Below are 21,336 nucleotides of genomic sequence, written 5' to 3'. Positions count from 1 at the left end.
GTAGATCAGATTATGGAGCTGTTGATCGTCAGCGGACTTTCCGGTGCAGGCAAGTCGGTGGCTATGAATGCGCTGGAAGATATCGGTTTTTTCTGTATAGATAATGTTCCGGCCGGACTGCTGCCCAGCATCACTGCATTCTCGGAAGCGGGCGACAGCCAGCTGGAGCGGGTGGCTCTTTCCATGGATGTGCGCGGCTGCCGCACCAGCGAAGAGATCGAGCGTGCGCTCGACAAGCTGGATGAGCAGGGTGTGGATTATAAAATTCTATTTCTGGATGCCCCGGACGATGTACTCATGCGCCGCTACAGCGAGACCCGCCGCCGCCACCCCATCAGCATTGCCGAGGGCATTTCCACCCGGGAGGCCTTTGCAAAGGAACGCAAAATATTGAAGCCTTTGCAGGAGCGTGCAGATTACGTCATCAATACCGCCCTGCTTTCTACAGCACAAAACAAAGAACGCATCTGCGATCTTTTTGCAAAAAATGGCGGAGCCAAGGGTGCCATGCGCCTGACCGTGATGTCCTTTGGATTCAAATTCGGCATCCCGCCGGAGGCAGACCTTGTGCTGGATGTGCGCTGCCTGCCCAACCCCTTCTACGTGCCGGAACTTAAGCATAAGACCGGCCTTGATCAGGATGTGGTGGATTTTGTCATGAGCCACCCGGAAGCACAGGAACTGCTCAAGCGGTATGAGAACTTTTTGCAGTATGCACTGCCGCTGTACGTCAAGGAGGGCAAAAGCCAGCTGACCATTGCGGTGGGATGTACCGGCGGCAAGCACCGTTCCATTACATTTGCGCGTAAGATCGCGGAGTATTGCACGCAACTCGGCTACGAGCCGGGCGTGCAGCACCGCGATGCCAAACGCTGACAGAATTCGAGGAAGTATGAGTAGTTTTGCATCCCGCGCGCGGGAGGAGATCGCGCAGCGCAGCATCCAGAAGGATTGCTGTGTGCGTGCGGCAGCTTATGGCATTGCGTGCTTTGCCAAATATTTTGATGCAAAGGGTCTGGTGGTGCAAACCGAGCAGCAGGAGACGGTGCAGGCTGCCCAGCAGCTGTTCGCACGCTGCGGCGTGCAGGGCGAGATCCTGCACAAGCAGCGGCCCAGCGGCGTGCTGTATGAATTCAACATCCGCGCACCGGAGCAGGTGGCCCGGGTGCACGAGCTGTTCGGCACCACGGGCAGCGAGACCAGCCTGCAGATCGATCCCCGCCTTATCCGCTGTCAGACCTGCGTCAGTGCGTACATTGGCGCAGCTTTTTTGTGCAGTGGAACGGTTATTGATCCGCAGAAAGAATATAATCTGGAATTTCTTACCTCCCGCACCAATCTGGCACGGGACTTTGAAGCGCTGCTGGCAGAGCATGAGTTTGCACCGCACCGCACCCGCCGCAACGGCGTGAACCTGATCTACGTCAAGACCGGGGCCAATGTGGAACGGCTGCTCAGCTTTATGGGCGCTGGAAACGCTGCAGAGGAAATGCATGCGCAAAAAGCCTTCAAACAGGTGCGCAACCAGACCAACCGACAGACCAACTGTGATACGGCAAACCTTGGCAAAACGGCCCGTGCCAATGCGCAGACGCTGAAGGCCATCCGCTTTCTGGAAGAGCGGGATGCCCTTAGCACTCTGCCGGAGGTACTGCAGGAGGCTGCTGCCAAGCGGATGCAGTACCCGGATCTTTCGCTCACAGCGCTGTGCGGCTGCTTTGAGCCGCCCGTGAGCAAATCCGGCCTGTCGCACCGGATGAAGAAGCTGGAGGCATTGGCCGAAACGCTGCGGCAGAATCTGGAACAGGAGGCAAAAGCATGAGCGAAGCATTAGCCAATACCCGGCCTTTTGTCCATCTGCACATTCACACAGAGTACAGCTTGCTGGATGGTGCCTGCCGCATTGACCAGCTGATGGATCGCGTAAAAGAGTGCGGACAGACCGCCATTGCCTGCACCGACCACGGCGTGATGTACGGCTGCGTGCAGTTTTATAAGGCTGCAAAAAAGGCTGGCATCAAGCCTATCATCGGCTGTGAGGTGTATGTGGCCACCCGCACCCGCTTTGACAAGGTAAATAAGATCGACGGCAACAACCACCTGATCCTGTTGTGCAAAAATGAGACCGGCTACAAAAACCTGATCAAAATGGTGTCGGCCGCCTTTGTGGAGGGCTTTTATTCCAAGCCCCGCATTGATAAGGAACTGCTGGAAAAATATCACGAAGGTCTGATCTGCCTGTCGGCCTGTTTGGCAGGCGAAGTTCCACAGGCCATTCTGGCGGGCGATTATGAGCGCGCCAAAGCAGCAGCGCTGTGGTATCGAGACCTCTTCGGCGAGGGAAACTATTATATCGAGCTTCAGGACCATGGTCTGGAAGAGGATAATACTGTGCTGCCGCAGCTCATCAAGCTTGCACGGGAGACCGGCATTCCCATGGCAGCCACCAACGACTCCCACTATCTGCGCAAGGAGGATGCCAAAATGCAGGGCATCCTGCTCTGCATCCAGACCGGCAAGACCATTCAGGATGCGGATAAAATGGAGTTCCAGACCGACGAGTTCTATGTCAAAACGACAGACGAAATGTACGAGCTGTTCTCCATGGTGCCGGAAGCCTGCGAGAATACCGCCAAAATTGCCGAACAGTGTAACTTTGATTTTGATTTTGGACACACTAAAATTCCATATTACAAAGCGCCGAACGGTATGGATAATCAGGCGTTTTTTGAAAAGCTCTGCTGGGAAGGTTTGGAGCGCCGCTACGGCCCCAATGTTCCGCAGGCCAACAAAGACCGTCTGGAATACGAGATCGGCGTGGTCAAAAAGATGGGCTACACGAACTACTATCTTATCGTGTGGGACTACGTGAACTACGCCAAGAGTCAGGGTATCCCGGTAGGCCCGGGCCGTGGCTCCGGCGCAGGCAGCATTGCGGCTTACAGCGTGGGCATCACGGATATCGACCCCATCCGTTATAACCTGATCTTTGAGCGCTTCCTGAACCCGGAGCGCGTCAGTATGCCAGATTTTGATGTGGACTTCTGCTACGAGCGCCGTCAGGAAGTGATCGATTACGTCAACCGGAAATATGGTGCCGACCATGTGGCTCAGATCGTCACCTTTGGCACCATGGCCGCCCGCAACGCCATCCGCGATGTGGGCCGCGTGATGGGCATTCCGTATCAGCAGGTAGATGTTGTGGCAAAGCAGGTGCCCATGGAGCTGAAAATGACGCTGAAGCGTGCGTTGGAGGTATCGCCGGAACTTAAGCGGATGTACGATACCGACCCGCAGGTCACAGAGCTGATCGACACGGCCTTGAAGGTGGAGGGCATGCCCCGCCATGCTTCCACCCATGCGGCGGGTGTCGTCATTACCCCGGAGCCTACGGACTACTATCTGCCGCTGGCCACCAACGACGGCCTGCCTGTGACCCAGTTCAACATGACCGAGATCGAAGAACTTGGCCTTTTGAAGATGGACTTTCTGGGCCTGCGCACGCTGACCGTCATTCATGACGCGGAAACTGCTGTGCAGAAGCACCACCCGGAGTTCTCCATCCAGAAGCTGGATTACGACGACCCGGACACCTACAGGATGCTGGGGCAGGGAGACACCGAGGGTGTGTTCCAGCTGGAATCTTCTGGCATGAAGCAGGTGCTTGTGGGCCTGCAGCCGCAGAACCTAGAAGACATTATCGCTCTGATCAGCCTGTACCGTCCCGGCCCCATGGATTCGATCCCCACCTACTTGCGCAACCGCCACGAGCCGGACAAAATCAGCTATAAGACCCCACAGCTGGCCCACATTCTGGATGTGACCAATGGCTGCATCGTCTATCAGGAGCAGGTCATGCAGATCTTCCGGGAGCTGGCAGGTTTTTCTTTTGGTCAGGCAGACAATGTCCGCCGTGCCATGAGCAAAAAGAAACATGCCGTCATGGAGGCCGAGCGAGAGCACTTTGTGTACGGCTGCACCGATTCCGGCAACGAATGCCCCGGCTGTGTGGCAAACGGCATCTCTGAGAAAGTGGCCAATGAGATCTACGATGAAATGTCCAGTTTCGCTTCATATGCGTTCAATAAGAGCCATGCGGCCTGCTATGCCTATGTGGCATTCCAGACGGCCTACCTCAAGTGCCATTATCCTAGTGAGTTCATGGCGGCTTTACTGACCAGTGTGCTGGATAACACGGATAAGGTCATTGAATATTCCGGCGAGTGTGCCCGCCTTGGCATCAAGGTGCTGCCGCCGGATGTGAATGTTTCCAACGGCGGCTTTACGGCGGATGGAAGCGGTCAGATCCGCTTTGGCCTGAATGCGGTCAAAAATGTGGGCCGCAACCTGATCGAGAATGTGGTGAAGGGGCGGCAGAATAAGCCTTACACCAGCCTGTACGATTTCTGCAAGCGGATGCATGGCAATGAACTGAACCGCCGGGCAGTGGAGTGCCTCATCAAGGCCGGCGCATTCGATCATCTGGGCAACAACCGCCACAGCCATGTGGAGGCCGTAGAGGGCATTCTGAAGAGCATTGAGACCGACTCTCGGCGCAATCTGGATGGACAGCTGGATCTGTTCTCGGTGATGAGCGGGGAAGCACAGAGCGGTGCTTCCGAGGATAACTATGAAATAAAGCAGCTGCCGGAATACAGCCATAAGGAACTGCTCCAGCAGGAAAAGGAAGTCAGCGGTCTGTATCTGTCCGGTCATCCGCTGGATGCTTACCGGGAACAATCGGCACGCATTGCATCCCACACCATCAAGGATCTTACAGGGGAAGATGCCCATGTGAAGGATGGAGAAAAAGTGCGCATTGTGTGCGCGGTGGTAAAAAGCCGCATGATGACCACAAAGTCCAACAGCATGATGGCTTTTACCAGCGTAGAAGACCTGACCGGCACCATGGAAGTGATCGTATTCCCAAAGGTGCTGGATGCTTTCCGGGATTCACTGCACGAAAATGCAGTCGTCGTGATCGATGGCAGACTGTCGGTACGGGAGGATGAAGCTTCCAAGCTGCTGGCAGAGAGCATCGTCCCGATCGATAATTACGATCCGGCCCGACTGGATAACGGCAGGCCGGACCCGATGAAAACGGCAGCAAAGAAGCTGTATATCCGTGTGCCTTCCCGCAGCAGCAGGGAATATGCAAAGGTGGTCAATCTGCTTGGCATTTTTGATGGGGACATGCCGGTGCTCCTGTATCTGACCGATACCAAGCAGTATCTGCGTGTGCCGCGCCATCTGTACGCATCCGGCCATCCGCTGCTGTTCAAAGAGCTGGAAAGGCTGGTCGGAACGGACAACATTGCAACAAAATGACATTTCCGTGCACGAATCTTAACGCAAATCCGGCGGGATGGCTGTTTCCAAAATAAGGCGTTTGTGTTATAATGATTCAAGGCAAATGAAGTGCTTTGGACAGCGTTAAAACGGAGAACGCTGTGATACCATTGGGTAAATGAAGAAACAAATTGGAGGGAAACTCTCGTATGGAAAAGCAGATCAAAACGATTGGCGTATTGACGAGCGGTGGTGATGCTCCTGGCATGAACGCTGCCGTGCGCGCCGTAGTCCGTACCGGCCTGCATAAGGGTTACCGCATGATCGGCATTCAGCGTGGCTACAATGGCCTGCTGAACGGCGAATGCTTTGAGATGAACCTGCGCAGTGTGTCGAACATCATCTCTGCAGGCGGTACCATTCTGTATACCGCCCGCTGTCTGGAATTCAAGACCAAGGAAGGTCAGGACAAGGGTGCAGAGAAGTGCCGCGAACTGGGCATTGATGCGCTGGTGGTCATTGGCGGCGACGGTTCTTACCGCGGCGCTCGTGAGCTGGCCCACCGCGGCATTCCGATGATCGGTCTGCCCGGCACGATTGACAACGATATTTCCTGCACCGATTACACCATTGGCTACGATACCGCCATGAATACCGCGCTGGAGATGATCGACAAGCTGCGCGATACCACCCAGAGCCACGACCGCTGCAGTGTGGTCGAGGTCATGGGCCGCAACGCCGGTTATATTGCTCTGAATGTTGCAATTGCTTCCGGCGCTATGGCTGTTCTACTGCCGGAGAAGGAATTTGACATGCAGCGTGATATTCTGGATAAGATCGCTGAGACTCAGAAGACCGGCAAGCGTCACTTCATTATTATTGTTGCCGAGGGTGTCGGCCATGCACAGGAGATCGCAAACGAGATTCAGGCACGCACCGGCATCGACTCCCGCGCCACCATTCTGGGCCATGTCCAGCGCGGTGGTTCTCCCACTCTGCGTGACCGTGTGAACGCTTCTGCAATGGGCTACCATGCCGTGTGCCTGCTGGAGCAGGGCAAGTATAACCGCATCGTCGGCATGAAGGGCGAAAAGCTGGTGGATTACCCTGTGGATGAAGCTCTTGAAATGACCAAGACGCTTGACCCGGTGCTGATCGACGTGTGTAACACCATTTCTATCTGATATTTATAAAGCTAATACTATGGAGCTGTTCCCTCGAAGAATCGGGAGGACGGCTCTTTTTTGCGTTTTAACGTAAAAAATACATGAGTTGACTGGAGCTTTCTGCATTTTTAAAAAAGAAAAATCGTGAATGAAAAGTGCATAGCTTAAAATTGAAATTTGTGGAAGGTGGTTTACGGGAAATTGTGAAGGAATACGCAGGGCGTGTTTTACTACTTTGGCAGGAAAATAACGATGATGCGTGAGGCAAAAATTGTAGCACAAAAAGCCAATTTTGTCTTGAACTTTTTGCCGTATGTGCTAGAATAAAAGAGAAAGGCATCCTTGTGTCCAACAGATATCTGGATGTGAATATTGGAAAGTAAATTCGGAGGTAATCACAATGGCTGATATGTTTGCACCGCTGGTAGCACAGCTGAAGGCAAATCCCAAGACGATCGTTTTCACCGAGGGCAATGATCCCCGCATTCTGGAGGCCGCTGCAAAGCTGCTGGCCGAGGGCGTGCTGAAGGTCGTCATGGTGGGCAACGAGGCTGAGTGCAAGGCTGCTGCTGCCGCCGGTAACTTTGATATTTCCGCTGCCGAGATCATCGACCCCGAGAACTATGCCGGTTTCGATGAGATGGTCAACACCATGGTGGAGCTGCGCAAGGGCAAGCAGACCGCTGAGGAGTGCACCGCTCTGCTGAAGAAGTCCAACTACTTCGGCACCATGCTGGTGAAGATGGGCAAGGCTGATTGCCTGCTGGGCGGCGCTACTTACTCCACTGCCGACACCATTCGTCCCGCTCTGCAGCTGGTCAAGACTAAGAAGGGCGCACATCTGGTCAGCTCCTGCTTCATTCTGGACCGTGACTGCGGTGAAGAGGGCCTGAAGCGCATTGCCATGGGCGACTGCGCTGTTAACATCGACTATACCGATACCATTGATAAGGCTACCGGCGAGGTCAAGATCCCTGCTGCTGCAAAGCTGGCTGAGGTCGCTGTTGAGACTGCCAAGACCGCAAAGCTGTTCGGCATCGATCCGAAGGTTGCTGTGCTGAGCTTCTCCACCAAGGGCTCCGGCAAGGGCGGCACCGTTGCTTTGAGCCATGACGCAGTGATCAAGGCTCAGGAAATGGATCCCGAGTTGGCTGTGGACGGTGAGCTGCAGTTTGACGCTGCCGTTGCTCCCGAAGTTGCACAGGTCAAGTGCAAGGGCAGCAAGGTGGCTGGTCAGGCCAACACCTTCATCTTCCCCTGCATCGAGGCCGGTAACATCGGCTATAAGATTGCTCAGCGTCTGGGTGGTTATGCAGCTTACGGCCCCATCCTGCAGGGTCTGAACGCTCCCATCAACGACCTGTCCCGTGGCTGCAACGCCGACGAGGTCTACAAGATGAGCCTGATCACTGCCTGCCAGTCTTGAGCTGACTGATTGAAAATAGCCGCCGCATTCACCGTACAAAACGGGCAGAATGTTGAGGCCTCAAAGGCAGATTTCAAAAAATGAGTATAGAAAAGCTGAGCATCTGTGAAAAAGCAGGTGCTCAGCTTTTTGCATTTTCAGTTCCGAAAAATTCTACTCTTTTTGAGGGAAAAAGATGAGATTTTTGCTTTCCGCTTTTCGTTGGCGCTATTTTGCAACAGCCCCATTACAGGTTTGCTCAGTTCTTTTCGATATACACGCTGGTGGAGGGGAACGCAAAATCCACACCGTCGGCCTGCATGATGTCCATAATGTTCAGGTTCAGGTCGTTCTGCATCTGCAAAAATTCCGCGTAGGCGTTAGTCAGCAGGTAGGCGGAGACCAGAATGTTGATGCTGGAATCGCCAAAGTTTGCAAGCTGTACGATGTTGGTACCCTTGTTGGTGTAAGGGCTTGCGTCCAGCATGGTCTGCAAGTCTTTCATCAGCTGTTCCAGCTTCGGGCGGGTGGTGCCATAGGTGACACCCAGATTGAACTTGTAGGGCCGCATGGTGCGCAGGGCGGCGTTCTGCACGGTGGAAGAGCAGATCTTACTGTTCGTCACCACATTGATGGTTTTATCCAGCGAGCGGATGCGGGTGGAACGGAAGTTGATGTCGATCACTTCGCCTTCCACATCGCCCACAGTGATCCAGTCGCCCACCGAGAAGGGCTTGTCCAGCAGAATCACGATGCCGGAAAACAGGTTGCTGGCGCTTTCCTGTGCGGCCAGCGAGATGGTCAGACCAACCAGACCGGCACCGGCGACAATGCTGCCGATGGGAAAGCCCACTTCTTGTGCCAACGCTGCCACGCACAGCACGATCACCAGCACCTTGTAAGCGGTGTCCAGCAAAGAGCAGAGTGTTTTGTTGGAGCGGATCTCCGGGCTGCAGGAAGCCAGCAGCAGGTCGGCCAGATCCGATGCCGCATACAGGCCCTCGCAGACCAGCAGGGTCATGACAAGGCGGAAGCAGACCAACAGCAGCTTGGCAATGCCGGGAATGGCCCAGGGCAGGGAAGCTGCCGCCAGATATACGCCAACCGCAGTGCACATGCGCTGGATGGGTACCGCAAAGCTGCGCAGCAGGATGGGAGTGCCGTTAAAGTGCCACTTGCGGGCCAGCAGTGCCGGAATGCCCCTTTTGCTCAGCCAGCGGCGTACCAGCCATGCGGCAAGCAGAATGAGCAGCGCGCACCCTGCGCGCGCAGCCAGTGCAAACCAGCCCTCCAGCAGCACAGAGCCAAACTCAAACGAAAGATCACGAATAGAAAAGATCATGATAACCTCCTGAATTTTATACGACCCATCTATGATACCATACCGCACCCACCCGGGCAAGAGCTTACAGAGAAGGGAGCTTGAAAGAATTACTTTGACATTTTTTGCACAAATTTTAAGATGTCCTCTTGACAAGCTGGGCCTGCCACGCTATACTTTGTGCCAGAAAGTTCGTTTCAGGGCGGGGTGAGATTCCCCACTGGCGGTAAAGTCCGCGACCACCCGCAAGGGTGCTGACCCGGTGCAACTCCGGGACCAACGGTATAGTCCGGATGCAAGAAACGGCAGGCAAATCGTTGTCTACGCGCCCTGTTGCAGTGTTTTTGTTGCAGCAGGGCGCTTTTCTATTTGTCCTTCCCGTTCCAAAAAACAAGATACGAAAAGAGCTTTCGGAACAATTTTTGTAAGGGGCATCTTACCCCGGGAAGGATCATTACCATGAAAAAAAGCACGACTCACAATCTTACTGTTGCCGCCATGCTCAGTGCGGTGGCCTTTATCCTGATGTTCATTGAGTTTCCCATTCCGATGCTCATCCCGTCCTTCGTCAAGATGGACTTTTCTGACCTGCCGGCTCTGCTGGGTGCCTTTGCTCTCGGCCCGGTGTACGGTGTGGTCATCAGCTTTATGAAGAACCTGCTGCACATCGTTATCAAGGGCACTTCCACTGCATGCGTGGGCGAGCTGTGCAACTTCATGCTGGGTGCGGTTTTCTCCGCTGTGGCAGGCGTTATCTATAAGCACCACAAGAGCCGCAAGACCGCCATCATTGGTGCTATTGCAGGCGCTGCAGCCATGGCTGTGTTCAGCGTACCGTCCAACTACTTCATCACCTATCCGGCCTATGTGCAGTTCTACCACATGCCGCTGGAAGCCATCCTCGGCATGTATCAGGCCATCCTGCCTTCTGCAGACAGCCTCATCAAGTGCCTTGTCATCTTCAATATGCCCTTCACGCTGGTCAAAGGCCTGCTGGATGCAGTGCTGTGCATGCTGATTTACAAGCCGCTGTCTCCCATCCTGCACGGCAGAAAGTAACTTGTTCTCCATTTTTTCTTCTTCTCAAATCATATAACCACAGCAAAACTCCCCGGTCAGGTCCCGCAGTGCGGTTCCCGGCCGGGGAGCTGTTATTTAGAGGAAAATATATCCGCCAGCGGTCGATCAGGCTAATGCCCCTTTGTCCAGCCACCTGCCGCGTACCAGCCGCACAAGGAACAGCACCCCGCGCATGGTCAGCTCAAAGCTCATGGCCATCCATACGCCCACCAGCCCAAAATGCGGAGCCAGCAGGGAAGCCAGCGTGAGCCGGATGCCCCACATGCTGACAAGGTTCAGCACAAAGCATCCCGTGCTGTCTCCGGCACCCTGCATGGCACCGCTGGCAACGATACTGGCACCGAACATCGGTTCGGCCAGTGCTTCAATGCGCAGCACCTGTGCGCCCAGCGCAATAACTGCCGCATCTGCGGTGAAAATACCCATCAGGTTTGGCGCAAAAATGTACATGCCAACACCGGTCAGCGCCATGATGCCTATGCCCATGCCGGTGCACAGCCAGGCAAAGTTTTTTGCCATATCCCGACGGTTTGCGCCCACGGCCTGCCCCACCAGTGCAAGGGATGCATCCTGAATGCCATAGCCTGCCATGTAGCACAGGCTTTCGGCGCTCACACCCAGACTGTTGGCAGCAATGGCGGTGGTGCCAAGGCCGGATACGATGCGGATGAGCAGCACCTGCGCCGAGGAAAGAACTGCACGCTCTGCGGCCAGCGGTGCGCCTACCTTCCACAGGTTCTGCAGGCAGGCTTTGGTAATGTGCCAGGAGCCGGGCTTGCGGATGCACAGCGGGCCGTCCCGCAGCAGCAGGATGGCAAGGGTCAGCACACCGCTGATAGCGGTAGCAAGGGCGGTGCCCAGTGCTGCGCCCGGTACCCCCCAGCCAAGGCCCCAGACGGTCATTGTGCGGCCAAACACCACCATCTCACGGGTGGGATTGATAAGGCAGAAGTTAAAGATCACATCCAGCACGCAGGTCAGCACGCTGATAAGGCCCGGTGTCAGGGCATCGCCGGAGGAACGCAGCATGGAAGAGTAGGTTCCCATGATCATCAAAAAGGGCAGGGAAGCCGACCAGATGGCAAAGTAGGCCGATGCATCCGCCTGCAGGGAAGGGCCGGCGCCCAGCCATCCGGGCAGAAAACGGCTGATGCCAATGCCGAAGGCCGCAGCTGCAAGGCCCACCACAAGGTTGAAGATCATAGATTGGCGCAATACACCGCGTGCATCGTTCTGCCGGTCTGCACCCAGATACTGTGCTACCTGAATGGCAAAGGACATATATAGACCGGCCAGCATTCCATGCATGAGCCACGTGCTGGAACTGACGATGCCAATGGATGCCGTAGCAGATGCACCAATATGCCCCACCATGGCTGCGTCGATGTACTCCACCGCAGTTACCACGATCTGCTGCAGGATGGATGGGATGCTCAGTGTGAGCACCACCTGCATGGTGTGCCGTAGCGGCACCTGTTCGCCCCGGCGCATCTGCGCCGAAAGCTGCTCAAGAGAGATGGACATGAGTTCTCCTTTTATAGAAACAAAAACTTTTTCGACAGACTGATATACTATTATAAGTGCGGCGCTGCAGAAAGTCAATCAAACGTGGATTTTTCTCCGGGAATGATTGATTTTTTATGGATAGCGTGATACACTTCTCTCACAAACATAAAAGAAAGAGGAACTTTGAATATGATCGAATTACTGCTTTCGGTCGTAGGACAGCGCGGTGTCGATGCTCTGGCATTCCTGCTGGCGTTTGCCCTTACGGCTTTGATGGACTCCGTTTTTCACGATAAGCTTCCGCACGACCATGGCCGCGAGTTTGCGGTGAACGGTGCGCTTTCCAAGGGTAAGGCCCGTGGTTCCGGCCTGATCTTCGTGCTGTGCATCGCACTGGTATCGCTGGCATTCCTGCCGTTCAAGGTGGAATACGTCATCTACAACATCCTGCTCATTGCATCCATGCTGTCCGGCTACTTTGACGATGCTGCTGAAACTGCATGGAATGAGTATAAAAAGGGTATCATTGATTTTGCCATTGCCATTGTTGCAGGTGTGACCTACCTCAACTTCAACGGCTGCGGTGTGAATTTCCTGCAGTGGAGTTTCACTCTGCCGTATGCTGTGTACCTGCTGCTGATCGTTATTCTGATCTGGACCAGCATCAATGTGGTCAACTGCACCGACGGCGTGGACGGCCTTTCGGCAAGTGTTGCAGTGGTGACCATCGGCACCTACCTGCTGGCCTATAAAACAGAGCTGGCCGAGTACGGCACCGCAGGCGTTGTGTTCATGGGTGCGCTGCTGGCCTATCTGTGGTCCAACGCAAAGCCGTCCAGCCTGCTGATGGGCGATGCCGGCAGCCGCGCAATGGGCTTCTTTATCGCAATGCTGTCCCTCAAATGCGGCCATCCGTTTGCCTTCCTGCTGGCAGCCATCGTGTTCATCGTGGATGGCAGTCTGGGCATCCTGAAGATCAGCCTGAAGCGCTTTTTGCACATTTCCATCCTCAAGAACACCCGCACCCCTCTGCACGACCACGCCCGCAAGAATAAGGGCTGGAGCGACGAGCAGGTGGTGGCCCGCTGGCTGATCATGCAGTGTGTGGCTTCGGCTTTGCTGCTGCTCATTGTCCGCGGCTAAAATATAGCAATCAAAAAAGACGCTTGGTCTTGTCTGAATATGTTTTCCCGGCAGGGAAGCATACAGCAGTGTATCAAGCGTCTTTTATTTTATAGTTCTATCATTCGTTACAGCCCGGCCTTTTTTGCTGCAGCCTGCACGACATGGCCCACCAGCACCGAGGTGGTCACAGTGCCCACACCGCCGGGTACCGGCGTGATGGCATCCACTACCGGCTCTGCTTCGCTGAACTTTACGTCACCGCACAGCTTGCCCTTTTCGTTCACATGGATGCCCACGTCTACCACGATCTGGCCCTCACGCAGGCAGTCGGCACCCACGGCACCCATCTTGCCCATGGCCACTACTACCACATCCGCTTCCTTGCAGATGGCGGGCAGGTTCTGCGTGCGGGAATTGCAGATGGTCACGGTGGCGTTCTCGCGGTCCAGCATCATGGCTGCGGGCTTGCCTACCACAAGGCTGCGGCCCACTACGACAGCGCGCCTGCCGGAAAGCGGAATGTTGTAATACTTCAAGATTTCAAGGCAGGCCTGCGCGGTGCAGGGAGCATAGCCGAGATCGGTATTAGTGAACACACCGGCCAGAGAATCGTCCGTGATGCCGTCAATGTCCTTTTCCGAAGCCAGCGCCGCACGCACAGTGCGGTCATTGAACTGCTTGGGCAGCGGACGGAACAGCAGGCATCCGTGGATGGTATCCTCTGCGTTCACCTCGGCGATCACCTTCAGCAGATCGTCCTGCGAAGCATCGGCTGGCAGAAGAAACTGCTTTACCTCCACGCCCACCTTGCCGCAGCGGGCGATCACGCCGCGCTCGTAGGAGAGGTCGTCCTCCCGCTCACCCACACGCACCATGGCCAGCGTGGGAGTGATGCCTTTTGCCTTGAGCTGCTCACACAGCGCCGCATTGCGTTCGTTCATAGCGGCTACAACGGGTGCGCCCTTCAAAATCGTTGCCATAATACTTTTCCTCACTTATTCCGCAATTTGTTCGTCACGGATGCAAAAACAGCGTCTGCCCGCGACACAAATTCATCCAGCAGTTTGTCTGTTTTTGCGTCCAACGCAGCAGCGCGCTCACGGTCTGCCATCAGCTTTGTGTTGATGAACACATTCAGGCTTGCGGCCTGCAAGGCTGCCTTGCACAGAGCGGCTGCACAGCCTGCGTCCGAGACGGCCATCACGCTGCCCTTGGCGGCGTATTCTTCCACCAGAGCAATGCCCTCGGCGCACTTTTCCATGACCTCAAGTGGCACGGCACAGGCGGCATCCAGCGCCTTTTCCAGCACGGCGGCTTTGTGTGCAGCCTGCTCTGGTGTGTCCTTGGGCAGGCCGTAGGCCGCAGCCAGCGGCGCAAAGGCATCGGCATCGGCCTGCACCAGCGCCTCCAGCTCTTTGCGCAGGGCATCGGCCTTTGTGTTCAGGGCCTGAATGTCTGCTTCCACGGCGGCATATTTCTTTTTGCCGGTGGTCAGGTTGCCCACCATATTGCCCAGCGCTACACCGGCAGCACCCACCAGCGCCGCCGTCCCGCCGCCGCCCGGCGTGGGGGCTTTGCTGGCCAGCTCTGCGAGAAATTTCTCACAGCTCAGCTTAGTCATTTCCATTTGTAAATACCCCTCTCTGTTACATAGGCATCCAGCCGCTGGTCGTGCTCGTCTACGGCAGCATGTTCCACCCGCTGTGCCTCAAATGCAATGCCGATCTTCACCGCGTTTTTGCAGCGGGGAAGATACCGGTCGTAATAGCCCTTGCCCATGCCGACCCGGAAGCAGTCTGCATCAAAAGCCGTGCAGGGTACAAGGACCAGATCCAGCGCTTCCGGCAGCAGAATCTCCGACCGGCTCAGGATGGGGGTGCGGATGCCGTACTGTCCCATCTCCCAGCCGTCCGGGCCGGGCACAGCGGCTGTAAGGGAATACGCCTCGCCGCACACCGGATAGGCCAACGTTTTGCCTTGCGCCTGCGCCTTTTCCGCAAGGGCAGAAAGGTCGGCTTCGGAACCAAACGCTGCGTATAGCAGGATGGTCTGCGCATTCTGCACGGCAGCCAGCTGCCAGAGGAATGCGCACAAAGCGGCATTTGCAGCCTTGCGTTCTTCCGGGCCGAGAGCCTTGCGTGCGGCACGGCCCGCTTTGCGCTGGGTCTGCTTTGCTTCACTGACCGTCACCAGAGAACACCTCACTTCATCTGAAGGTTGACTGACTTGAAAAATATACAAAAACGACACTGCATTTTTATACAAGTATAATAAACACTTCAGACGAAAAAAGCAAGCCTTTTGGCAAAATGGAAGTTGAAGATTCTGCAGCTTTCTGCTATGATAAAAGAAAGCAATTCGGTTCGTGCGCGGAGCAGGGTGGCTTGAAGAGATCCAGAGATCCGGGGCTTTCTCCGGAAATTGAGAGGGGTAGAATATTATGTACAATGAAATGATGGACACCATCGGTCTGGTCAATACCGTTGATCCGGAGTTGGCCGCAGCCATGGATCGCGAGCTGAACCGTCAGCGCCAGAACATCGAACTGATCGCCAGTGAGAACATCGTCTCTCCCGCCGTCATGGCCGCAATGGGCAGCATCCTGACCAACAAGTACGCCGAGGGCCTGCCCGGCAAGCGCTACTATGGCGGCTGTGTCTATGTGGACGAGGTGGAGAACATTGCCATCGAGCGTGCCTGCAAGCTGTTCGGCGCAAAATATGCCAATGTTCAGCCCCACTCCGGTGCACAGGCCAATCTGGCAGTTTATTTTGCTCTGCTGGATCTGGGCGATACTGTCATGGGCATGGACCTGTCTCAGGGCGGCCATCTGACCCACGGTTCTCCGGTAAACATGTCCGGCAAGAACTATAACTTTGTCTCTTACGGTGTCAATGCCGACGGCGTGATCGACTATGCTGAGCTGGAAAAGCAGGTTAAAAAGGTGCGCCCCAAGCTGATCGTGGCCGGTGCGTCTGCATATCCCCGTGCCATCGATTTTGAGAAGATCGCTGAGATCGCCCACGGCTATGGTGCATATCTGATGGTGGATATGGCCCACATTGCCGGTCTGGTGGCAGGCGGCTATCACCAGAGCCCTGTGCCGTATGCTGATGTTGTTACCACCACCACCCACAAGACCCTGCGCGGCCCCCGCGGCGGTCTGATCCTGACCAACAATCCCATTCTTGCAAAGCGCATCAATTCTGCCGTGTTCCCCGGCACCCAGGGCGGCCCGCTGGAGCATGTGATCGCCGCAAAAGCTGTCTGTTTTGGTGAAGCACTGAAGCCGGAGTTCAAGGAATATGCCCGCAAGATCGTGGAGAATGCACAGGCTCTGGCAGCAGAGTTGCAGGCACGCGGTGTCAAGCTGGTGTCCGGCGGTACGGATAACCACCTCATGCTGATCGACCTGCGTGACGAGGAGTGCACCGGCAAGGAGCTGGAAGCACGTCTGGACAGCGTGCACATCACCGCCAATAAGAACACTGTCCCCGGCGAGACCCGCAGCCCGTTCGTGACTTCTGGCGTGCGTCTGGGCACCCCGGCTGTTACCACCCGCGGCATGGGCGTGGCCGAGATGAAGGTGATCGCCGACTGCATCGCCGATTGCATCTGGCACTACGACGAGAAGAAGGACGAGATCAGTGACCGTGTGCTGAAGCTGACCCGGGATTTCCCTCTGTATCAGTAAATATCGCATTGTTTGAAAGAGGAAGCGCCTTCGGGTGCTTCCTCTTCCTTTTTTGCTGGGTTTGTGTTACCATAAACGCAAAGACAAAAGGAGAAATGACCATGAAGCGTACAGGGCTGTTACATCTATATTACGGCGACGGAAAGGGCAAGACCACCGCTGCCATGGGCCTTGCTTTGCGGGCCATGGGCAGCGGAAAGCGGGTGGTGATCCTGCAGTTCCTCAAAGGCGGCAAAAGCGGCGAGGTGCCGCTGCTGGAACAGCTGGGTGCAAAGGTGTACCGCGGCAAGGCGGGGCAGAAATTCGTGTTCCAGATGAACGAAGCGGAAAAGGAAGCCACCCGCCAGCTGCAGAATGCGAACCTCACAGCTGCCATGGCCGACCCTGCCGACCTGCTGATTTTGGACGAAGCAGGCAGCGCATGGGAACTGGATATGGTGGATAAAGCCCTGTTGCAAAAGGCTGTGCTGGAACGCCCGGCAGAGCAGGAATGCGTGCTTACTGCCCATGCTGCGCCGCAGTGGATGCTGGATGCCGCCGACTATGCCACGGAGATGAAGTGCCACCGCCACCCTTACCAGAGGGGAATTTCCGCCCGGCAGGGCATTGAATACTGACCACGGCAGCAGGATACCGGGTGCATGAGTGAAAAGCGCAAAAACCGGGATGGGGTATTTTTCATCTTGCATTTAGCCCACTGGTGTGATATGATGAAGACAAGAAATCATGCGTGCATTTTCTGAGCAGACCCACCACAGAACAGGGAACCGCTCCGCACCGCTGCCGGGCAGTTCCCGACGGCGTTTTGTTTGAAACTACGGTTAGCGCTTCCTAACAGATTCTGCGTCAACGGGCCGATGCGCGCAGAAGATCTGGAGGGGAATAAAATGATTGAAACGATCGTAAAAGTAGATGGTATGATGTGCGGCATGTGCGAGAGCCATGTCAACGAAGCCGTGCGCAAGGCCTTCCCGGAGGTAAAAAGGGTGTCGTCCTCGCAGGCAAAAGCCCAGACGGTGATCCACTCGGAACAGCCGCTGGACGAGCAGAAGCTGCGGGATGCCATCAATGCAACCGGCTATGAGGTCAAGGACGTAAGCAGTGCACCTTACGAGAAAAAAGGCTTTTTCTCGTTTTTGAAAAAGTAAGCAAACCTTAACACACATAAGGGAGGCGTATCTGGATGAGGATTCTGGTTTACGGTGCAGGCGTTTTGGGCTGCGAGCTGGCCCATGTGCTGATGCAGAACAAAAAGAACGTTGTCACGCTGCTTGCACGCGGAGAGTGGAAGGAAATGATCGACCAGAAGGGTTTGGTCATCCGCCACTGGGTGCAGCGCAAGACCACAACGGAACGGATCAAAACCGTGGACACTCTTGCCCCGGATGATTATTATGATCTCATCTTTGTGGTCGTGCAGGCGGGCCAGCTGCCGGATGTGCTTCCTGTGCTCAAGGCCAACAAGAGCCAGTATTTTGTGTTTGTGGGCAACAACCCGCAGGCAAAGCAGGTGCTGGAATTCATGCAGCGCCCGGCGGATAAGATCGCATTCGGCTTTCAGGGCACGGCAGGCCGCCGTGAACACGACCATGTGGTCAGTGTGTACGCCAGTGCCGGCATGACGGTGGGCGGTGCCACAACTCCGCTTTCTGGCACCTTCCGAACCCGGCTCAAGACCGCCTTTGACGGTGCAAAATACAAGCTGACCTTCTATGGCGATATGGATGAATGGCTCAAGTGCCACATTGCATTCGTTCTGCCGGCGTGCTATGTGTGCTATGCCTGCAACGGCGATCTGCACCGGGCCACCAAGCAGCAGCGCGGCGCCATTCTGGATGCCGCCTATGAAGCCTGCCTGATGCTCAAGGATGCGGGCATCCCGGTGAACGATGCCAACAACACCGATAATTTCCAGCCCGGCACATCGGCCCGCCGTAAGATGGAAGCGATGGTGTTTACCATGACAAAAACATCGCTGGGCAGATTGTGCGTTTCGGATCACGCCATGCACGCAGTGTCCGAAATGAAGTATCTGGACGAAGCGTTCGATGCTCTGCGCAGGCAGACCGGCACGGCAATGCCCATGTGGGAAAAGCTGCGCAATGAAATGCCCTCGTGGGATAGCCTGCAGCAGAACCGGAAAGCAGCAAAATAAAACAAAAAAGAAGCAAAGGCACTGCCGCTCCTGTTTTGGGTGCGGCAGTGCCTTTTTGTTTGGGTCTCATTTATTCCAGAAGTCCTGCAGGGCAGCGGCCAGTTCTTCGCAGCTGCGCAGATAGCGGATATGCCGCCAGTGAGGAGGGAACAGCCGGATGTATTCCTGCTGGGCAAACCGGTCGTCCAGCAAAAGCACCGCACCTCTGTCTTCCGGCGTGCGGATCACGCGCCCTGCGGCCTGCAGTACCTTGTTCATGCCGGGATAGCGGTAGGCATAATCAAATCCAAAGCCGTTCTGTGCGTCATAATAACGGCGCAGCATTTCCTGCTGCGGATTTACCTGCGGCAGGCCCACACCCACAATGGCGCACCCGATCAGGCGGCTGCCTGCAAGATCAACTCCCTCACCAAAGATACCGCCCATCACGCCAAAACCCAGAAGTGTTTCGGCCGGGTCCGGCACAAACTGAGCCAGAAATTCAGCCCGAGCGGCATCATCCAGACGGCTTTCCTGCACAAGGGTGCGAATGCCCGGGTAACGTGCTGCAAAATCTTCGTGTACCTGCCGCAGATATGCGTAGCTTGGGAAAAAGGCAAAGTAGTTTCCCGTTCTGGCCTGCACCAGCTGGGCCAGTGCATCCGAAACTGCCTGCACGCTGGCTTCGCGGTCGCGGTAGCGGGTAGAAATATTCGGCAGGCAATACAGCCCCAGATTTTCAGCCGGAAAGGGACTGTCCAGTGCGACGGCACGTGCATCGCTGCAGCCCAGAACACTGCGGTAGAACGAGGGCGGAGCCAGTGTTGCACTGAACAGCGCTGCGCTGCGCCCTGCGGCAAGGCTGGCATCCACAAAAGGTGCCGGGTCCAGACACAGCAGCTGCAATTCAAGCTCTCTGCCGCGCGCGGTAAGCTGAGTGACAAAGTGGCTGTCGTATCGTTCAGCAGCACGGGCGATGTCCTGTACAGCAAAATAAAGCTCCAGCAACTGTGCATGTACTTCGGCATCCGGGTTCGCTTCCAGCCAGTCCTGCAAAGGTGCCTGTACGGCCCGCAGCGGACTGAGCAGGGCAGAGGGCAGCTCCTGCAAAAATACAGTACTGTCCTGTGCATACAGCGGTTCGGGCAGTTCCAGTGCGGGGACAGTGTTTTCAGGCAAAAGACTGGTCTGTGCCGGGTCTGCGGCATCGGTCTGGCTGCTGTGCCGGGGTGCAAGCTGTATGCAGGCTTTCCGGGCTTCCAGCAGGGCTTTGTCTGCTTTGGTCAGAGCGGTCTTTAAAGCACTTTTGCCCTTGCCCAATGCGCGTTTTGCCTCGGTCAGGCTGCTTTTACAAAAGCGTGCAGAATACATTGCTCTGGCTCTGTCGGGCAGATTATGTGCTTCATCGACCAAAAACAACCAGTCGCCGGAAGAATCAAAGAACCGCTTCAGGTGCACCACCGGATCGAACAGGTAATTGTAATCCCCAATGACCACATCGCACCACTCGCTCAGGTCTAGCCCCAGTTCAAAGGGACACACCGAAAAACGCTTTGCCGCCCCGGCCAGCGCTGCGCGGTCAAAGCTGCCGGTACCGTCCAGCAGAGCTGTCAGTGCATCCTTGATGCGGTCGTAGTAGCCGTTGGCGTAGGGACAAAGCTCCGGCAGGCAGGCGGGATGTCCCTCTGCGTCCGGATGCAGGCAGACCTTTTCCTTGGCGGTCAGCGTCACACTGCGCAGGGCAAGCTCTGGCTGGGCCGTATGCAGCCGGGTCAAGGCATCCTCGGCGGCAGTCTGGGTCGTGTTGCGGGCCGTGAGATAGAACAGCTTTTCTCCGTTGCCTTCGCCCATGGCTTTCAGCGCGGGGAAAAGCGCGCTCATGGTCTTGCCAATGCCGGTAGGAGCCTGACAGAACAGCCGCGTACCGCCCTTGCAGTCGGCGGTCTTGCCAGCGCGGCAGGCGCGGTAGATCTCGCCCGCCATAGCCCGCTGTCCGGGCCGGTACTGCGCAAACGGGAACTGCAGTGCCTCAAGGCTCTGAGTACGCTTTACATCCCACTCTATCCGGCGCTGCGCCCACGGAGCATACTGGCACAATAATTTGTCAAGAAATTCATCCAGCTCCTGCTGCGTAAAGCGGCGGATAAAGCGGATGATCTGATCGGTGTCTATCTGATAATAAGTCAGCCGGACGTTCAGTTCCGGCAGGCTTTGCTGTGCGGCATAAATGGCACCGTACACCATGCCCTGTGCCCAGTGGCAGGGGTTCATATCCTCAGTGATCTCTTCCGGCGGCACAGTGGTGGTCTTGATCTCATCAATGACTACCGTGCCAGTCTCATCGGTAAAAATGCCGTCAGCCCGGCCCTCAAGGGTAAAATTGATGTCCTCTGCCTGCCGTTCTACGGAGAGAAATATCTCAGCCTGATAGCCGTCTCCGGCAGCTTTTTGCAATTTGCGGTGGATGTGGGCACCTTCCAGTGCACGGTCAAACCCTGTAAACCGGCTGTCAATGCTGCCGGTCCGCAGCAGAAATTCCACCAGCTGCCGGATGGGCAGATGAACCGTTGCCAAAGCATTTCACCTCCGCTTTTGGGATACACTGACGAACCGGTA

17 protein-coding genes and 1 riboswitch are annotated in these 21,336 nt (G+C 55.9%); of the genes, 11 read left to right on the top strand and 6 right to left on the bottom strand.

Annotation, left to right across the window (positions count from 1 at the left end; genetic code table 11):
• Positions 1-12 precede the first annotated feature (12 nt).
• The 5 genes from rapZ to pta all read left to right on the top strand — a co-directional run bounded on the left by rapZ (position 13) and on the right by pta (position 7,881).
• A complete protein-coding gene (rapZ, locus tag ACGHUK_RS07190; RefSeq protein ID WP_005941973.1) occupies positions 13-876 on the top strand; it encodes an RNase adapter RapZ in 864 nt (287 codons plus the stop codon).
• 16 nt (positions 877-892) lie between these two features.
• Positions 893-1,822, top strand: a complete 930-nt coding sequence (gene whiA, locus ACGHUK_RS07185) for a DNA-binding protein WhiA (RefSeq protein WP_154255706.1) — start codon at positions 893-895, stop codon at positions 1,820-1,822.
• Positions 1,819-5,328, top strand: a complete 3,510-nt coding sequence (locus ACGHUK_RS07180) for a DNA polymerase III subunit alpha (RefSeq protein WP_390575751.1) — start codon at positions 1,819-1,821, stop codon at positions 5,326-5,328. Before whiA ends, ACGHUK_RS07180 begins: the two co-directional genes overlap by 4 nt.
• Positions 5,329-5,498: 170 nt before the next feature.
• Positions 5,499-6,473 carry a 6-phosphofructokinase gene (gene pfkA / locus ACGHUK_RS07175; protein WP_005941980.1) on the top strand — a complete coding sequence of 325 codons (975 nt, stop codon included), beginning with the start codon at positions 5,499-5,501 and terminating at the stop codon, positions 6,471-6,473.
• 382 nt (positions 6,474-6,855) lie between these two features.
• Positions 6,856-7,881, top strand: a complete 1,026-nt coding sequence (pta, locus tag ACGHUK_RS07170; protein WP_207698061.1) for a phosphate acetyltransferase — start codon at positions 6,856-6,858, stop codon at positions 7,879-7,881.
• A 238-nt stretch (positions 7,882-8,119) separates the two neighbouring features.
• On the opposite strand, the gene ACGHUK_RS07165 is transcribed toward pta, so the two are convergent.
• Entirely contained in the window at positions 8,120-9,202 is a 1,083-nt protein-coding gene (locus tag ACGHUK_RS07165) for a mechanosensitive ion channel family protein (RefSeq protein ID WP_371292879.1), read from the bottom strand.
• A 168-nt stretch (positions 9,203-9,370) separates the two neighbouring features.
• Positions 9,371-9,490: riboswitch (FMN riboswitch) on the top strand.
• A 150-nt stretch (positions 9,491-9,640) separates the two neighbouring features.
• Between ACGHUK_RS07165 and ACGHUK_RS07160 the strand changes: the two genes are divergently transcribed.
• Entirely contained in the window at positions 9,641-10,240 is a 600-nt protein-coding gene (locus ACGHUK_RS07160; protein ID WP_005941988.1) for an ECF transporter S component, read from the top strand.
• A gap of 126 nt (positions 10,241-10,366) precedes the next feature.
• Here the strand turns inward: ACGHUK_RS07160 and ACGHUK_RS07155 are convergent, their stop codons facing one another.
• On the bottom strand, positions 10,367-11,785 hold the full coding sequence (locus ACGHUK_RS07155) for an MATE family efflux transporter (protein ID WP_390575749.1): 1,419 nt from the start codon (positions 11,783-11,785) through the stop codon (positions 10,367-10,369).
• Positions 11,786-11,956: 171 nt separating this feature from the next.
• Between ACGHUK_RS07155 and ACGHUK_RS07150 the strand changes: the two genes are divergently transcribed.
• Positions 11,957-12,910: a phospho-N-acetylmuramoyl-pentapeptide-transferase gene (locus ACGHUK_RS07150; RefSeq protein ID WP_390575747.1), complete on the top strand. Its 954-nt coding sequence runs from the start codon at positions 11,957-11,959 to the stop codon at positions 12,908-12,910.
• Positions 12,911-13,017: 107 nt separating this feature from the next.
• Here the strand turns inward: ACGHUK_RS07150 and ACGHUK_RS07145 are convergent, their stop codons facing one another.
• Genes ACGHUK_RS07145 through ACGHUK_RS07135 form a run of 3 tightly spaced genes read right to left on the bottom strand, consistent with a single transcriptional unit; the run spans position 13,018 to position 15,082 of the window.
• The gene (locus ACGHUK_RS07145) at positions 13,018-13,872 is read right to left on the bottom strand and encodes a bifunctional 5,10-methylenetetrahydrofolate dehydrogenase/5,10-methenyltetrahydrofolate cyclohydrolase (protein ID WP_390575744.1); all 855 of its coding nucleotides are present in this window, start codon (positions 13,870-13,872) and stop codon (positions 13,018-13,020) included.
• An 11-nt stretch (positions 13,873-13,883) separates the two neighbouring features.
• The gene (locus ACGHUK_RS07140; protein WP_337679064.1) at positions 13,884-14,519 is read right to left on the bottom strand and encodes a cyclodeaminase/cyclohydrolase family protein; all 636 of its coding nucleotides are present in this window, start codon (positions 14,517-14,519) and stop codon (positions 13,884-13,886) included.
• Positions 14,510-15,082 (bottom strand): 5-formyltetrahydrofolate cyclo-ligase, encoded by a 573-nt coding sequence (locus ACGHUK_RS07135; RefSeq protein WP_207698063.1) that lies wholly within the window; start codon positions 15,080-15,082, stop codon positions 14,510-14,512. The genes ACGHUK_RS07140 and ACGHUK_RS07135 overlap by 10 nt, the downstream gene beginning before the upstream one ends.
• 250 nt (positions 15,083-15,332) lie before the next feature.
• Between ACGHUK_RS07135 and glyA the strand changes: the two genes are divergently transcribed.
• The 4 genes from glyA (at position 15,333) to ACGHUK_RS07115 (ending at position 18,741) form a co-directional block, all read left to right on the top strand.
• A complete protein-coding gene (gene glyA, locus ACGHUK_RS07130) occupies positions 15,333-16,586 on the top strand; it encodes a serine hydroxymethyltransferase (protein WP_005942005.1) in 1,254 nt (417 codons plus the stop codon).
• A 101-nt stretch (positions 16,587-16,687) separates the two neighbouring features.
• The gene (locus tag ACGHUK_RS07125; RefSeq protein ID WP_097775481.1) at positions 16,688-17,203 is read left to right on the top strand and encodes a cob(I)yrinic acid a,c-diamide adenosyltransferase; all 516 of its coding nucleotides are present in this window, start codon (positions 16,688-16,690) and stop codon (positions 17,201-17,203) included.
• 270 nt (positions 17,204-17,473) lie between these two features.
• A complete protein-coding gene (locus tag ACGHUK_RS07120) occupies positions 17,474-17,734 on the top strand; it encodes a heavy-metal-associated domain-containing protein (protein WP_390575742.1) in 261 nt (86 codons plus the stop codon).
• Between the two features lie 35 nt (positions 17,735-17,769).
• Entirely contained in the window at positions 17,770-18,741 is a 972-nt protein-coding gene (locus ACGHUK_RS07115) for a ketopantoate reductase family protein (RefSeq protein ID WP_390575739.1), read from the top strand.
• A gap of 66 nt (positions 18,742-18,807) precedes the next feature.
• Here ACGHUK_RS07115 and ACGHUK_RS07110 read toward each other — a convergent pair whose 3' ends face one another.
• Complete coding sequence (locus ACGHUK_RS07110; RefSeq protein WP_390575736.1) at positions 18,808-21,294, bottom strand: ATP-dependent DNA helicase; 2,487 nt, start codon at positions 21,292-21,294, stop codon at positions 18,808-18,810.
• Between the last annotated feature and the right edge of the window lie 42 nt (positions 21,295-21,336).

Source organism: Faecalibacterium sp. i25-0019-C1, from assembly GCF_042854225.1.
GTDB classification, from domain to species: domain Bacteria; phylum Bacillota; class Clostridia; order Oscillospirales; family Ruminococcaceae; genus Faecalibacterium; species Faecalibacterium taiwanense.
This window is presented reverse-complemented; position numbering and strand designations above follow the sequence as displayed.

What these genes read in the sequence shown, in the direction of transcription:
- ACGHUK_RS07115 (WP_390575739.1), top strand. Translation starts at nt 17,770, where the DNA reads ATGAGGATTCTGGTTTACGGTGCAGGCGTTTTGGGCTGCGAGCTGGCC.
- pta (WP_207698061.1), top strand. Translation starts at nt 6,856, where the DNA reads ATGGCTGATATGTTTGCACCGCTGGTAGCACAGCTGAAGGCAAATCCC.
- ACGHUK_RS07120 (WP_390575742.1), top strand. Translation starts at nt 17,474, where the DNA reads ATGATTGAAACGATCGTAAAAGTAGATGGTATGATGTGCGGCATGTGC.
- ACGHUK_RS07145 (WP_390575744.1), bottom strand. Translation starts at nt 13,872, where the DNA reads ATGGCAACGATTTTGAAGGGCGCACCCGTTGTAGCCGCTATGAACGAA.
- ACGHUK_RS07160 (WP_005941988.1), top strand. Translation starts at nt 9,641, where the DNA reads ATGAAAAAAAGCACGACTCACAATCTTACTGTTGCCGCCATGCTCAGT.
- ACGHUK_RS07180 (WP_390575751.1), top strand. Translation starts at nt 1,819, where the DNA reads ATGAGCGAAGCATTAGCCAATACCCGGCCTTTTGTCCATCTGCACATT.
- ACGHUK_RS07150 (WP_390575747.1), top strand. Translation starts at nt 11,957, where the DNA reads ATGATCGAATTACTGCTTTCGGTCGTAGGACAGCGCGGTGTCGATGCT.
- ACGHUK_RS07125 (WP_097775481.1), top strand. Translation starts at nt 16,688, where the DNA reads ATGAAGCGTACAGGGCTGTTACATCTATATTACGGCGACGGAAAGGGC.
- ACGHUK_RS07155 (WP_390575749.1), bottom strand. Translation starts at nt 11,785, where the DNA reads ATGTCCATCTCTCTTGAGCAGCTTTCGGCGCAGATGCGCCGGGGCGAA.
- rapZ (WP_005941973.1), top strand. Translation starts at nt 13, where the DNA reads ATGGAGCTGTTGATCGTCAGCGGACTTTCCGGTGCAGGCAAGTCGGTG.
- whiA (WP_154255706.1), top strand. Translation starts at nt 893, where the DNA reads ATGAGTAGTTTTGCATCCCGCGCGCGGGAGGAGATCGCGCAGCGCAGC.
- ACGHUK_RS07140 (WP_337679064.1), bottom strand. Translation starts at nt 14,519, where the DNA reads ATGGAAATGACTAAGCTGAGCTGTGAGAAATTTCTCGCAGAGCTGGCC.
- pfkA (WP_005941980.1), top strand. Translation starts at nt 5,499, where the DNA reads ATGGAAAAGCAGATCAAAACGATTGGCGTATTGACGAGCGGTGGTGAT.
- ACGHUK_RS07165 (WP_371292879.1), bottom strand. Translation starts at nt 9,202, where the DNA reads ATGATCTTTTCTATTCGTGATCTTTCGTTTGAGTTTGGCTCTGTGCTG.
- glyA (WP_005942005.1), top strand. Translation starts at nt 15,333, where the DNA reads ATGTACAATGAAATGATGGACACCATCGGTCTGGTCAATACCGTTGAT.